At 36.4% G+C, this 13891-nt stretch carries 12 protein-coding genes; 7 read left to right on the top strand and 5 right to left on the bottom strand.

All coding sequences use genetic code 11. The annotated features are described in order from the left end of the window. The first annotated feature begins 88 nt into the window (after window positions 1–88). From B494_RS0101045 to B494_RS0101030, 4 genes are all read left to right on the top strand, one after another. The gene (locus B494_RS0101045; protein WP_017470500.1) at window positions 89–1408 is read left to right on the top strand and encodes a sugar ABC transporter permease; all 1320 of its coding nucleotides are present in this window, start codon (window positions 89–91) and stop codon (window positions 1406–1408) included. Between the two features lie 17 nt (window positions 1409–1425). Further along, window positions 1426–2268, top strand: coding sequence for a sugar ABC transporter permease (locus B494_RS0101040; protein WP_026065103.1), 843 nt, complete (start codon window positions 1426–1428; stop codon window positions 2266–2268). A 930-nt stretch (window positions 2269–3198) separates the two neighbouring features. Next, window positions 3199–4083, top strand: a complete 885-nt coding sequence (locus tag B494_RS0101035) for a 5'-3' exonuclease (RefSeq protein ID WP_017470498.1) — start codon at window positions 3199–3201, stop codon at window positions 4081–4083. Between the two features lie 13 nt (window positions 4084–4096). Next, a complete protein-coding gene (locus B494_RS0101030; RefSeq protein ID WP_017470497.1) occupies window positions 4097–4399 on the top strand; it encodes a YjgN family protein in 303 nt (100 codons plus the stop codon). A 42-nt stretch (window positions 4400–4441) separates the two neighbouring features. Here B494_RS0101030 and B494_RS0101025 read toward each other — a convergent pair whose 3' ends face one another. The 4 genes from B494_RS0101025 to B494_RS0101010 all read right to left on the bottom strand — a co-directional run bounded on the left by B494_RS0101025 (window position 4442) and on the right by B494_RS0101010 (window position 8923). Beyond that, a complete protein-coding gene (locus tag B494_RS0101025) occupies window positions 4442–6394 on the bottom strand; it encodes an ABC transporter permease (protein WP_017470496.1) in 1953 nt (650 codons plus the stop codon). Next, on the bottom strand, window positions 6384–7145 hold the full coding sequence (locus B494_RS0101020) for an ABC transporter ATP-binding protein (protein WP_017470495.1): 762 nt from the start codon (window positions 7143–7145) through the stop codon (window positions 6384–6386). The genes B494_RS0101025 and B494_RS0101020 overlap by 11 nt, the downstream gene beginning before the upstream one ends. Before the next feature lie 103 nt (window positions 7146–7248). Next, the gene (locus B494_RS0101015) at window positions 7249–8235 is read right to left on the bottom strand and encodes a sensor histidine kinase (protein WP_017470494.1); all 987 of its coding nucleotides are present in this window, start codon (window positions 8233–8235) and stop codon (window positions 7249–7251) included. After that, complete coding sequence (locus B494_RS0101010) at window positions 8228–8923, bottom strand: response regulator transcription factor (RefSeq protein ID WP_017470493.1); 696 nt, start codon at window positions 8921–8923, stop codon at window positions 8228–8230. Before B494_RS0101010 ends, B494_RS0101015 begins: the two co-directional genes overlap by 8 nt. 304 nt (window positions 8924–9227) lie before the next feature. Between B494_RS0101010 and B494_RS0101005 the strand changes: the two genes are divergently transcribed. Together B494_RS0101005 and B494_RS0101000 are read left to right on the top strand one after the other, a co-directional pair. After that, the gene (locus B494_RS0101005; RefSeq protein WP_017470492.1) at window positions 9228–10004 is read left to right on the top strand and encodes a sulfite exporter TauE/SafE family protein; all 777 of its coding nucleotides are present in this window, start codon (window positions 9228–9230) and stop codon (window positions 10002–10004) included. A 250-nt stretch (window positions 10005–10254) separates the two neighbouring features. Continuing rightward, complete coding sequence (locus B494_RS0101000; RefSeq protein ID WP_017470491.1) at window positions 10255–11889, top strand: RICIN domain-containing protein; 1635 nt, start codon at window positions 10255–10257, stop codon at window positions 11887–11889. A 33-nt stretch (window positions 11890–11922) separates the two neighbouring features. Here B494_RS0101000 and B494_RS0100995 read toward each other — a convergent pair whose 3' ends face one another. Further along, entirely contained in the window at window positions 11923–12717 is a 795-nt protein-coding gene (locus B494_RS0100995) for a putative periplasmic lipoprotein (RefSeq protein WP_017470490.1), read from the bottom strand. A 202-nt stretch (window positions 12718–12919) separates the two neighbouring features. On the opposite strand from B494_RS0100995, the gene B494_RS0100990 reads away from it, so the two are divergent. Then, window positions 12920–13852: an MBL fold metallo-hydrolase gene (locus tag B494_RS0100990; protein WP_017470489.1), complete on the top strand. Its 933-nt coding sequence runs from the start codon at window positions 12920–12922 to the stop codon at window positions 13850–13852. Window positions 13853–13891 lie beyond the last annotated feature (39 nt).

Below are 13891 nucleotides of genomic sequence, written 5' to 3'. Positions count from 1 at the left end.
ATGTGTATTTGCATGATCTAAATGCAAACTTGCGCCAAGAAACTTGGTGTTAAGCCGAGTTTTTCTAAAGAAGGAGGGAAAGGCTATCATGGCTACTAAAGACAGTCAGGAGACGACTAACCAACATAAAAAAACAAATAGCTCTAATCATAACCCCACATTTGCTATGCTACTATCCATTATTCCTGGTCTAGGTCAACTTTACAATAAACGCTATGTTAAAGGAGCAACGATCTTCATTTTATTTGCTGCTTTTGCGATTGTTATGTATGACTTTATGTCATCAGGCCTTCAAGGTTTAATTACATTAGGCGAAGTAGAACGTGCTGATGATTCAAGAATATTTTTAAGTGAAGGAATATTATCACTTATCTTCCTGACATTCTTCTTGATTTTTTATTTTATAAATATTCAAGATGCTAGACGTGATGCGATTAAAATTAAGAATGGATGGAGAGTAACAGGTATTCTTGAGGGATTTAGAAATGCTTGGGATGCAGGTTTTCCATACTTGCTTGTAGGTCCAGGATTAATTTTCCTTATATTCGTTGTATTGTTCCCATTATTATTTATGGCATTTTTGGCATTTACTAATTACACTTTATATAATGCCCCACCACGAAATCTGTTAGATTGGGTTGGGTTTCAAAATTTCGTTAATCTATTTACGATCGGTGAATGGCGTACGACGTTTATGAGTGTATTGTCATGGACGTTGATTTGGACGTTTATGGCGACGACATTATCAATTGGGTTAGCGATGTTTTTAGCTGTCCTAACGAATGACAAGCGAATTAAAGGTAAGAAGCTTATTCGTACTGTCTTTATCTTACCTTGGGCGGTACCAGGTTTTGTAACGATTATTATTTTTTCAGCATTATTTAATGATAACTTTGGTGCGATAAATAATGATATTATTCAGCCGTTATTAAATACTTCTATCCCTTGGCTAACGGATCCAACTTGGACGAGGATTGCCCTTATTATGATCCAAATATGGTTAGGGTTTCCATATATTTATGCCCTATTTACCGGTGTTCTTCAAGGAATATCAGAGGATTGGTATGAAGCCGCTGATATGGATGGAGCAACACGTTGGCAAAAGTTCAGAAATATTACGTTTCCACACCTTATGTTCGCAACGGGGCCCTTACTCATTACGCAATTTACATTTAACTTTAACAACTTTAATATTATTTACCTCTTTAATGAAGGAGGACCAGCTGTCCGTGGTCAAACGGCTGGTGGGACCGATATTTTAATTTCTTGGATATACAATTTAACTTTCACGAATTCGCAGTATAGTATGGCCGCTGCGATATCGATTATTTTAGGGTTGATCGTCGCGACGTTTGCGTTTTTCCAATTCCGTCGTTCGCGTTCCTTTAAAGAGGAGGGGACTTACTAATGGCTAAAAGACAACCTATGGGTAGAAAAACAAAAAACAGATTAGAAGTTGCAGCCATGTACTTGATTATTGCCGTTATGTTTGTGATTATCTTTTACCCGCTATTATGGGCATTCGGTATATCTTTAAATCCAAGCTCCAATTTATATGGTGCATCGATCATACCAGAAAACTGGTCATTCGTACATTATGAGTGGTTGTTTACAAGTCCAAGAAGTAACTATTTATTATGGTATCAAAATACTTTAGTTGTCGCTTTATCTGTATCATTGATCGGGACCTTATTGGTCAGCTTTACTGCTTACGCCTTTTCGCGCTATCGTTTTAGAGGAAGAACATATGGCTTATATGCATTCCTCCTCCTACAAATGTTCCCAGTCTTGATGGCGATGGTGGCCCTTTATATCTTACTTAATACCATTGGCTTATTAGATAGTTTGTTAGGTTTGATTATTATTTACATTGGTAACAATATTCCGATGAACGCCTTTTTAGTGAAAGGTTACTTTGATACATTACCAAAAGAATTGGATGAATCAGCAAAGATGGATGGAGCAGGGCATTTTAGAATATTCTTTCAGATTCTGTTACCATTAGCTAAGCCGATCTTATCTGTGGTCGCCTTGTTTAACTTTATGCATCCATTTATGGATTTTATCTTGCCGCGTATTGTCTTGCGTAGCCCAGAGAATTATACACTAGCACTTGGGTTGTTTAATTTTGTAAATGATCAGTTCTCGAACAATTTCACGAGATTTGCTGCAGGTGCAATCCTGATTGCAGTACCAATAGCAATGGTATATTTGTTCTTGCAAAAATATTTAATTTCTGGTCTTGCATCAGGTGCTACGAAAGGCTAATAATAACTATTAACAAAGAACTATCAAGCTAGTCAACTGCTTGATAGTTTTTTAATTGGTTGTTTGTACTTAACTCAACTTTCGTATACTGAAAATAGGCATTTAACCTTGGTCGTATTTAATAGACGCCATATTCAATATGCTTGTTGACTTTACTTCTTAATGGTTGTACCACCTGCGACCTTCTCATATGTTTAAACGTTATTTCATTCAAAAAAGTAATGGCTTCGCTTTTCGCGGGGATGACTTCATGATCTACATGGTGTAAATGTAACGTCCACTGATTGAAATATCACTTGATGAGCTCTTGAAAGACAACACTTATTAAGATAGATGTTACTATTTAGCAGGTGAGATATGTGTAGACTCCTGTGGGAGTAGCGTGAGCTTGAGATCCACTTTGCCAAGTGGTTTTGACTGGGCAAAGTTAGCTCAAGCCACGCCCACGGAAAGCGGAACATATCTCCCCTGCGCGTCTAAAACGAAAGGTTTATCATAAATCGAAAATCTATCTGCAAAGGCAACGCTTATATTTACGATGAGGTTTACCCTTATGCTATCTTGGCTGAACCCGAAAACTCAGATGAGAAAGTTGAGTGTTTAAGTATTAAACTAGGAAAAACATTATTAAATGATAGACTCACCACTACACACCTAAAAATGATATACTGAAACCTGAATAATAAAAAGATACCATGTAAGAAAGCGTGAGGGGATTAAGCATCTGCAACGAAATAGGCTTGTGAGCAAGCCGGCTCAAGCCCGGCCCACCGAAAGTCCCAGCAGTGAAAGTTAATAGCTTTATCACAGATAGCCCCCATAAACCGCTACTGGTTGAAGTGACGTTTTATCCAGACTATTATTCAGAAAAGTGAGCAAAGAGACTAGACTAAAAAGGAATCATAAACATAGTAGATGAGGTGTTAGGTGATGGAAAACAACAAATTATTAGTTATTGATGGCTTTAATTTATTAAGCCGTGGCTACTTTGCAACAGCCTACAATAAGACAGCAGAGCAACTATCGCGGAATTCACACGGTTTGTACACTAATGCCTTACGTGTATTCTTGCAAAAATTATTCAATTTAATTAATCAACACCAAACAACACATTTAGCGATTGCTTGGGACGTGAAAAGGGAAGAAACCGATCGCCGTAAAAAATATGAATTTTATAAAGCGAGTCGAAACGAATTGCCTGAGCCACTAATCCAACAATATGAAACACTTACTGATATTTTAAACCAATTAGGTGTTGCACAGTTAACAGTGCCTCCATATGAAGCAGACGATGTCATTGGTTCGTTAGCGTATAAGTGGTCTAATGAAACGGATCATCAATGTTTAATCTATAGTAATGATAAAGATTTATTGCAATTATTAAACAGACAAACATCACAAGTTATTGCACAAAAGCGAGTAGAAACCGTTTATACCTACAAACATTTTCAAGAAGAGTACGGGATTGAGCCTTATCAGTGGATTGAAGTTAAAGCCCTATTAGGTGATGCGAGTGATAATATCCCGGGTGTACCTGGTGTTGGAGCCAAGTCAGCCTTACCTCTTATTCAAGACTATCAATCTGTTGATCAATTATATAAAAGCCTATTGGAGCTTGATTCAAAGTATAATCGCTACAAAAAGAAATTGCTTGAAGGGGAAGAATCAGCTAAAATAAGTAAAGAGTTGGTGACAATAAATTGTGCGATTGATTATTTTGATGATTTTGATCTTATGACATTATCTTATCATTTACAACATACTCAGATTCGCCATTTAATGGACGCACTCGAGCTAAACATACGGTTACATTAAAGGGGGGATAAGAGTGGAAAAGTCATATTTTGATGGAGGTCTTTTTGAATATGTTGGCTGGGTTATTTTAGGGACAATCGTGACGGTGTTAACAGTTGGCATTTGTTACCCATGGTCTTTGGTCATGCGCTATCGTTGGAAAATTAATCATACGGTGGTAGAAGGAAAGCGACTCCAATTTAATGGTACAGCAGTAGGATTATTCGGTCATTGGATTAAATGGTGGTTGCTTACTTTAATTACTTTAGGTATTTATGGTTTTTGGTTATTTATCAAATTAGAGCAATGGAAAGTGAGAAATACAACTTTCCGTTAAATGAAAAAAGCTTTCGGATCCTAAGGCCGAAAGCTTTCTTTCTTATAACGATTTATTAATTACTTCCTTATAGTAGCTAACAGATAACAAGCCAAATCCTGAGTAGAGAATCGTATAAATAACCATTACGATAAGCATTGGCGTCCAAAGCTCTGTACCAAATAAAAACCAGCCAGATTTAACCGCAAAGTAACTATGCGATAATCCAAGAATAAGTGGAATACCGAAATTAAAAATTTGTTTAATTCGGATACCTTTAATTAAGTCATGTTTGGTATAACCAATTTTTCTTAAAATCGTATAGTTTGACTTTTCATCTTCACTCTCGTCCATCTGCTTAAAATACAGAATACAGCCAGATGTTATGAGAAAGGTTAGGCCTAAAAAGCCAACAATAAACATGACTAGTCCCATGCTTTCTTTTTGCTCTTGGCTCATCTCGATACGAGATAGTGGATCGGTTTCAGCATCGAAGTCATCAATTAAATGGTTGAAAAGTTTATTAGCATCATCAAGTTGTGATCGATTCGTAATATTTACAGCAAAAAAGACATTATAATCAACCTGTAAATCTTCATCTTGATGAACTTGCAACTGTTCAAAAGTGTTTTGATTAACTATACCTACGGGTAACCCACCATTCGTTAATAAATAGGAAAGAATGGTTATATTCTCTCGTCCTGTAAAATGTTGATCTATCGTTTGATCAGGTGTTACCCAAGAGATGTCGCCTTCACCCTTAAATGTTAACATCGTTTCCATTAGCACACTTGCCCCAGCAAAACGGGTCTCATCTTCTGCTAGATCGAGGTCTTCAACTTGCTCTGCTGATACCACAGGTAAGATCAAAGGCATTTCTCCCATGTTTTGTTGAGCAAATTCGCTTTCTGCAATAGCCTCCACATCTGCTTCTACATATATAACATCACGCTGTATCCGATTAAAGGGAATATTCGCTTCTTCCAACGTATTAGTAAATAGATCAGCTGATTGTTCAGTCGTAAATGAAAAATCACCAGCTACATTTTGCATTGCTGTTTTTTCAGCGGAATAATAGGTAATGTAACTGAGTGATAGTAAACCGATCGATAGAGCGGACACAGTTGTTACTATCGTTAATAACAAGGCGTTTGATTTCATTCGGAACATAAGTGATGATAGGCTTAACACATGATTGATCGTTAAATAACCATTTCGCTGTTTTCGCATCATATTAAGGATAAAGCTAACCGTTCCCTTGAAAAAGAAATACGTTCCAATAATCACTGAAGCTAGAATAAAAATCATCGCTAAAAACAGATAGCTACTACCTGTAAAATCACCATCAAACAGGCGTTGTGAAACGTAATAGCCTGATCCAATACTAAGCAACCCTAGTAATCCAATGATCACTTCCAACCAAGCAAAGCGTTTAACTCGGTGTTCTGTAGATTTTAATACGGTAAACAATTGGAGGATGGTGTTCTTTAGAATAAAAAGATAGTTGGTAAAGGCAATACATATAAATATAATACAAAAGATGATTAAGGTTTGTTGTAAGGCTTCGGTTGAGAAATGCAGGGAAGCCATGTCATCTACGCCAGTAATTTTAAATAAGGTCATCATAATCAGCTTAGAAGAAATAAAGCCAATCGCTATTCCAAAAGCTAGTGAACTAAAATATAAGATACTGTTTTCGATTGTTAAAATTCGAAAAATCTCTTTCTTATTCATACCAATAAGTTGAAACAGTCCAATTTCTTGACTGCGTCGCTTAATGAAAATACGGTTAGCATACAACAAAAAGACAGCTACAATAACAAACAAGAGAACGGAAGCTGACCGAATGCCTGCTTCTCCTCTTATCGATCCACTTACTTGATCCATAGAAGGATCATATTGTAATGTCACAAAAGAAAAATATAATGCCACACTAAATATTAAGGCAAGTACATATAAATAATAGTTTTTAACATTCTGCTTCAAGTTCTGGATGATTAAACGATTAATGCTCATGGGGCACCCCGCTTAAAACAGCTTGCGTCTTCATAATATCTTGATAGAACCTTTGTCGATTTTGATCACCTTTATTTAATTGAGTATAAACTTGACCATCTTTAATAAAGACGACGCGTTTTGAAAAGCTAGCTGCTGTCATATCATGCGTCACCATGACAATCGTTGCTTTACGCTGTTGGTTAAGGTCACTTAATAGGTTCAATAAATCAGCTGCGGCTTTTGAATCCAGAGCACCAGTCGGCTCATCTGCAAATATAATAGAAGGTTGGTGAATAAAGGCGCGTGCTGCTGATGTACGCTGTTTTTGACCACCTGAAATTTGGTTAGGGTAATGGTTGGCAATTTCTTTTAAACCAAGTTGATCTGCTAGTGTATCAAATTTTAATTGTGCTTGTTTTTTTGAAAGGCCAGCAATTGACAAAGGTAAAAGGATATTTTCTTTTACGGTTAAGGTATCAAGTAAATGATAATCTTGAAAAATAAAGCCGAGATGTTGTTTGCGAAAGATGGCAAGTTGCTTTTCCTTAAGTTTTGTCATATCTTGATCTTCTATTTGTAATGCGCCACTTGTCAATTTGTCTATCGATGAGAGCACATTTAATAAGGTTGTTTTTCCTGAGCCAGAGGCGCCCATAATACTAACGAATTCACCTTCTTCTATGGCTAGATCTATCCCTTTTAATACCTCTTGTCTGTTGAATTTATTCCCATAATACTTATGGATCTTTTCTGCTTTTAGTATCGTCAATTTACTACACTCCTCTATGTGATAATAACTAAAGTATAAGCCTTTATTAAAAGTCTTGCGTTTGAATTGACTAACAAAATCGACAAAGCATGTGACATCTTTGTCACATGCTTGATAGTTCCAGAAACGCATTTCGATTAGGAAAGGTTAGCGTGAAATTCGTTCCGACATCCAACGTTGAGTTAACATCAATCGTTATTTGGAGCGAGGAAGCAACATTTCTAGCTAAGTATAGACCCATTCCTGTTGAAGCTTGGTTATTGTGGGTTGATGTTGAAGTAAAGCCTTTATCGAAGATCCTTGACAAATCTTGTGTAGCAATACCTTGACCGTAATCTTGAATGGAAAGCTTCTTATGTTGATCCTCTTCATACAATTTGATTTCAATTGTGGAATTTTCACTATATTTTATCGCATTTATAACTATTTGCCGGATAATAAAGGCTAACCATTTCCCATCACTAATAACTTCTGCATCGATGTGCTCTAAATCAAATCCAATCTTTTTTTGCTGACACCATGTATAGAGTGGTTTGATTTCTTCTATTAAAAGGGAAGATAGATCAACGGTTTCGATGTATAAATCATTTTCAATAGCAGGCATGCGCCTTATATGTAGCTGTTGATCAAGCAATAAGTGTAGGCGTAACCACTCATAATGTAAGCTCTGTTTCACTGATCGATCATTCACGCGATCAATAACAAGTTGAAGGGCTGTTAAAGGTGTTTTTACTTCATGAATCCAAGCTAGTAATTGGTCTTTTTCCTGTTCTAATTCTATTTGATTTGTTGATAAGTGCTGTTCATGTTGATTTGAAATAGTTGTTAAGTGATCTGCAACAATTGATTGAAAAGGGCTAACTGGCTGGTAGTCATCGTTGCTGTCTTTTAACTTTTTATAGAAACGGGTTTCTCGTTGATAACGGACAATGATAAATATGACCAAGAAAATAAATGATAATAAAACAAGATATAGCATACCTGCTAAAGACAGTGTCGGATCAACCAAAGCGATTAATAGACTTAGAAATTGTAACCCGATTATAAAAGTGATCCAACTGCTTCGTTCTTGTAAATAGGTTTTAAACATAATCATTCTCCTCGGCTAAGGCTATATAACCTTGGCCTACTTTTGTTTCAATAAAACGATCAAGCGCTATCGCTTCAAGTTTAGATCTTAATCGATTAACATTTACGGTTAGCGTATTATCACTAATAAACCGACTATCTTTCCATAACATTTCTATTAATTGATCGCGACTGACAATTTTATTTTTTTTGCTAAGTAAGGCGTGTAAAATAAACGCCTCATTTTTCGTTAGCTCTATTGTGTGCGCGTTGGTTTCAATGGTATTTCTTTCAAAGTCAATCGTAGCCCCATGCCATGTTTTTATATAATTTGTTTCTGCATTATAATTATAAACACGTCGCAGTATGGCTTGGATTTTTGCAATTAGCACATCAAAGTGAAAAGGTTTTTGGATGTAATCATCTGCTCCAAGCTGCATCGACATCACCATATCCGTTGGGTGATCGCGTGACGATAGAAAGATAATCGGCACTTTAGAGTGCGAGCGAATCATCCGGCACCAATGAAATCCGTCAAATTGTGGTAATTGGATATCGATAATAACAAGGTCTGGATTGACATCGGTAAAACGCTCCATAACTTGATGGAAGTCCTCAACGGTGTGTACATCATAATTCCAAGTTGATAACCGCTCTTTAATTTCTTGACATAAAGTAAAATCATCTTCAATTAATAAGATTTTTAACACGATCTTCACCACACATTTCAATTAACACTTTCTTATATTGTAACGAAAAATAGCTAGACTAGCTATTGTTTTATTACAGATAAGCGTCCATAAACCAACCACATCAAAATAGAAAGGAGAGAAAATCTATTTAGGGAGGGACAACGTGTACTAAGCTCATGGTCGACGCAACTAAGAATTATTGGGGTAAGCGCCCCCTGTCTGATTGAAAATTCATTTTATAAATCTGTTAAATCACTTTAATGATACTTTATGATCATGCTATAATTAATCTTTGATTGTGTTAGAGAGGTGAGGGTGGGTTGTGTTTATTCTTTACTTATTAATTGGTTTTTTCACAACATTTATAGGTGCGTTAGCAGGAATCAGTGGTGGCGTCATTATGAAGCCTGTCCTTGATTTTTTTGGCCATTATGATTTAGCTAGTATTGGCATCCTTTCCAGTGTAACAGTGTTAGCAATGTCTAGTGTGGCTTTAATGAGTTCAAGACGTCAAGGTCAACAAGTTGAAAAAAAACAAAGTATACTTATTGCTTTCGGTTCTATCGTTGGAGGCACATTTGGTAAGGCAATTTTTAATCGGATTTTAGCGGACCCTAACATGTCTAATCATGTCGGTTGGATTCAGTCTTTATTGCTTATTATAATATTAATCATGATTTTTATTTTTATAAAATATCGGCAGAAGTTTCGAACATTCAAAGTTAAACGTCCGCTTGTTATTATACTGGTTGGCTTCATTTTAGGTTTAGCAGCTGCTTTTTTAGGGATTGGAGGCGGTCCGTTAAACGTTGCCATTCTAGGCTGGCTGTTTTCAATGGATGCCAAGTCAGCGGCGTTAAATTCTATTTTTATTATTTTCTTTGCTCAATTGTCAGGAGTGGTTGTCGTTTTGGCTACAACATCATTATTGAGTTATGATCTAACGATGTTGCCATATATGGTTTTTGGTGGTATTATTGGCGGTTTAATAGGTTCAAGGATAAGAATATGGTTATCAGTAAAACAAGTGGAGCAGATTTTCAACGGTTTAATTGTTACTATTATACTTATTAATATCTTCAATATGTTTCAATATTGATACGAGGCTTATATATTTCTTAGCAGTCAATCGATAGTAATGTTTGTCTGCTTTCTTTCTGAATCTAGTCCCTCAGTAGTTACTCGAAGTGAAGAATGGCTAAAGGTTCACCAACATTTTTTGAAAAATAAAGGAAATATTAAACAGGGCGTTGAATATGTTTAATATTTCCTTTTCTAACTTCTATATTTGTAAGCGCTTAACTATTGGAGGGGAATTGTTAAATTCAAATGAATAGGAGGAAAGGTAAATGCAACGAAGTAAACGTATTAAGATGATGGTTGTGTTAAGTGTTCTCGTTATGCTGATTGCTTTTAACGGTAAAACGGTAGATCTCCATGCCCAAGAAGTCGTTAATGCGAGAGACTTTGGTATGACACCAGGCGTTCAAGCTTCGCAAACAGAAGCGTTACATGCAGCAATGCGCCATTTTTATGATCGTGGTGTGACAGGAACAGTTTATATCCCGGCTGGAACGTATGCAATTAATGAAGCTGTTCGTTTTCATGCGGGCGTTAATCTTGTTGGTGATGGAATAGGACAAACCGTTTTAAAAAAGATAGGCACAAGCAATAATTATGTAGTAGGTAATCCCATTTTGCCAAGGGGATCCAATCGCTTAGATGTGACCATTTCAAACTTGACGTTTGATGGCGATCGTAATAACCGAGCAAACCAGGGCTTGGGTCAAATTGGTGGTATGAATATTGATGCAGATGTGAGCCATTTAACATTGGAGCAGATAGAAGTGCGAGATGTAACGATTGGCTTATTGTTGCGACGTTTGAAAAATTCAATCGTTAGGGATAGTATCATTGATCGGTCAAGTGGGCATGGTATCGCGTTTGGAAGTGAAAATCATCCGGTTGGTGATGTCCACGATAACTTGATTACGGGTAATCGGATTACCAATTCAACTGGTGGGAGTGGGATTAACTTGTCACGTGCTACCCATACAACGGTTACTTATAATCAAGTGATTAATACTGTACAACAAAGCGATAGCTACGGGGGAATTCGTATTCCTAATGACGGTGCTTATAATACCGTTGAGTATAACCTGATTGAAAATTATCCGCGTGGTATCTTTGTGTTATCAGGTGCCCATCATAATACGATTTCAAAAAATACGGTAATCAATTCTAGAATTCACGGTGTGCTGATTCAGTCGAATAACAATACCTTAACTAATAATGTTATTCAGCAACTGGATCCAAATTTAAATATAGAATCTGTCATTCGCTTAGCTCCAGGAAGTGGTAATCAAATTCGCGGTAATCAAATCGAGACGTTTGCTAGCTTTAGTTTCCCCGGCATTCGATTAACAGGTGCATCAAATAATAATACGATTAGAGATAATCAAATTGATACCCATGGTACAGCAGTAAGCATCGAAGGTGGAAGTGGTAATACTAATACAAATAATACAAGGTTAGCCAATCCGATTCAGTTTGATAGTCAAGTCAGTTATGAGCTTGTTAATCGAAATAGCGGTAAGCTATTAGAGGTGGTTAATGCAGGAACAACTGCAGGTGATAATGTTCAACAATGGCAACGGAATTTCCATCCTTGTCAAAGATGGCGAATAGTCAGAAATAACGCAGGGTATTATGAACTTATTAATCGAAACAGTAATCATGCCCTTGAAGTGTTTGATTGGAGTACAGCGAATGGTGGAAATATTGTTCAATGGAGTCATTTAGGTGGAACGAATCAGCAATGGACCATCGAAAGAACGAGTGATGGTTATTATACATTAGTCAATCGATTTAGTGGTAAGGCCTTGGATGCACACAATCGCTCTGTACAAGATGGTGGTAATATCGTCCAATGGGATTTAAATCAGGGCTTTAACCAGCAATGGAATATAATTAAGGTACAATAAGGATAAAGGAGCGGGATTTTCCCGCTCCTTTATTCAATATGTTTTTGTGAAAAACTCGTAGATACGCTCATCATTTTGATCTGTAGCTGAAATTGTATATTTTGCATATGGCATGACGTCACTTGTTCGAATAAAGTTAATAATATCAGTGACTTTTTCTTCCATATCAAAGTCATTACCATAGGGTTGCTTGACATCTAAGCTTATCTTAGGATAATAAGGCTCATCAAGCACATCTGTTTTTGGCAGATACGTAGCTAATAATTGATCATAATAGCCTGGATCATTAAACTTTCCTTGATTATAATCAGCTGATATGGCGCGATACAATGCAATTTTTTCTTGTTCATATTGGTGATGGTAAGAAGTGAGTGCATTAACCGAAATCATTTTAATTGAGACATGTGAATCAAATGCTTTAAGTTGTTCAAAGGCTGGCTGATGTTTTTCGTTATAAATATGATGGATGAGGAATTCTCCTAAATAACCTAATCCGCTGCTTCCGTAATCGAGGTTAATTCCTGTAATTTCACGAGGATCTCCATCAATATATACATAAGCATTAAAACTAAATTCAGGTTCACCGACTGTCGTCACGGGAACAAGGATGCTCCGATCATTAATCATCGGAAAGCCCGAATCCCAAGCGAATTTCATTTTCTTTGTATTTGGCTCAATTTCTAAGTGAAAGGTTTCTTTACCTAGACGAACAATCTCGTCACTAATTATCTCCTTTTGTTCTTTATCTCGCATAAATGCTCGTGATTCTTTTGAAACACAACCTGTTAAGAAAAGTGCCATTAAAAGAAGAATCATCATTTTTTTCATAATACTCCCCCCTAACAAGCTAATAGCTTACCATTTTATTCATTGAAAATCGTCTAGCTTTTTTCCTAAAAAATAAAAAAATAGGTTATGGAGAAACTAAACTGGGGAATAAGAATCAAGTGGAAGTTAAATAAGGAAATCCTTTACATTTTAAAGTTGAATTTGCTAAGCTATTAATAAAAGAATAGATGGAGGTTTTATCATGACGAATCAGACAGATATTAGCATAATCGATTTAAATGATTTAAATTTACCGGAACGTACAGGTTCATACATATTACACGCAGAAAAGCTAACACTAATTGAAACAAGCGCCAGCCCTTCAATTCCATATTTATTAGCAGGGCTTAACGATTTAAATATTGACCCAGCAGATATTAGTTATATTATTGTGACACATATTCACTTGGATCATGCCGGTGGTGTCGGCCTGTTACTTGAATCTTGTCCTAATGCTAAAGTTATTGTCCACCCACGTGGTGAACGACATTTGAAAGATCCATCAAAATTAATTCAAGGCGCAAAAGCTGTGTATGGTGAGCAATTTGACCAGTTATTTGATCCAATTGTACCGGTCCCATCAGACCGCTTAATCACCAAGGCTGACTTAGACCGCTTAGAAATTAGTAACGATCGGACCTTGACTTTTTATGATACGCCAGGACATGCCAAACATCACTTTTCAATTCATGATAGTAAAAGTAATGCTATTTTTACAGGTGATACACTAGGGATTCGTTATCCGGTATCGATGACAAATGGAACAGAGCTTATATTGCCATCAACCTCACCTAATCAATTTGATCCTAATGCGATGTTGGCCTCTATGAAACGCATTCGCGAATTAAATGTTGATGCCATTTATTTTGGTCATTATGGCAAGTCAGATTACCCGGATCTTGTTTATCATCAGCTATCGCAATGGTTAAATCGCTATTTAAGAATAAGTGAGACAATTATTAAAACACATCCAGATCGATCTGTTGAAGACCAGATAGAAGCGATTGCTGAGGCTTTATTTAATAGAGTCGAAGTGGAATCAGATATTAGTGACCCAACTATTTTTGACTATATTCGACTTGACTTAAATATTTCTGCTCAAGGTATTGTTGAGTTTATCACAGATAACCGTTGAAGTTTCGTTTTATCTTAAAGTAGGGGTAAGTTTACTAAA

This window comes from Amphibacillus jilinensis Y1 (genome assembly GCF_000306965.1).
Classification (GTDB): Bacteria; Bacillota; Bacilli; order Bacillales; family Amphibacillaceae; genus Amphibacillus_C; species Amphibacillus_C jilinensis.
The sequence above is the reverse complement of the archived record's forward strand: the minus strand, read 5'-3'. Positions and strand labels throughout refer to the sequence as shown.

What these genes read in the sequence shown, in the direction of transcription:
- B494_RS0101045 (WP_017470500.1), top strand. Translation starts at nt 89, where the DNA reads ATGGCTACTAAAGACAGTCAGGAGACGACTAACCAACATAAAAAAACA.
- B494_RS0101040 (WP_026065103.1), top strand. Translation starts at nt 1,426, where the DNA reads ATGGGTAGAAAAACAAAAAACAGATTAGAAGTTGCAGCCATGTACTTG.
- B494_RS0101035 (WP_017470498.1), top strand. Translation starts at nt 3,199, where the DNA reads ATGGAAAACAACAAATTATTAGTTATTGATGGCTTTAATTTATTAAGC.
- B494_RS0101025 (WP_017470496.1), bottom strand. Translation starts at nt 6,394, where the DNA reads ATGAGCATTAATCGTTTAATCATCCAGAACTTGAAGCAGAATGTTAAA.
- B494_RS0101015 (WP_017470494.1), bottom strand. Translation starts at nt 8,235, where the DNA reads ATGTTTAAAACCTATTTACAAGAACGAAGCAGTTGGATCACTTTTATA.
- B494_RS0101000 (WP_017470491.1), top strand. Translation starts at nt 10,255, where the DNA reads ATGCAACGAAGTAAACGTATTAAGATGATGGTTGTGTTAAGTGTTCTC.
- B494_RS0100995 (WP_017470490.1), bottom strand. Translation starts at nt 12,717, where the DNA reads ATGAAAAAAATGATGATTCTTCTTTTAATGGCACTTTTCTTAACAGGT.
- B494_RS0100990 (WP_017470489.1), top strand. Translation starts at nt 12,920, where the DNA reads ATGACGAATCAGACAGATATTAGCATAATCGATTTAAATGATTTAAAT.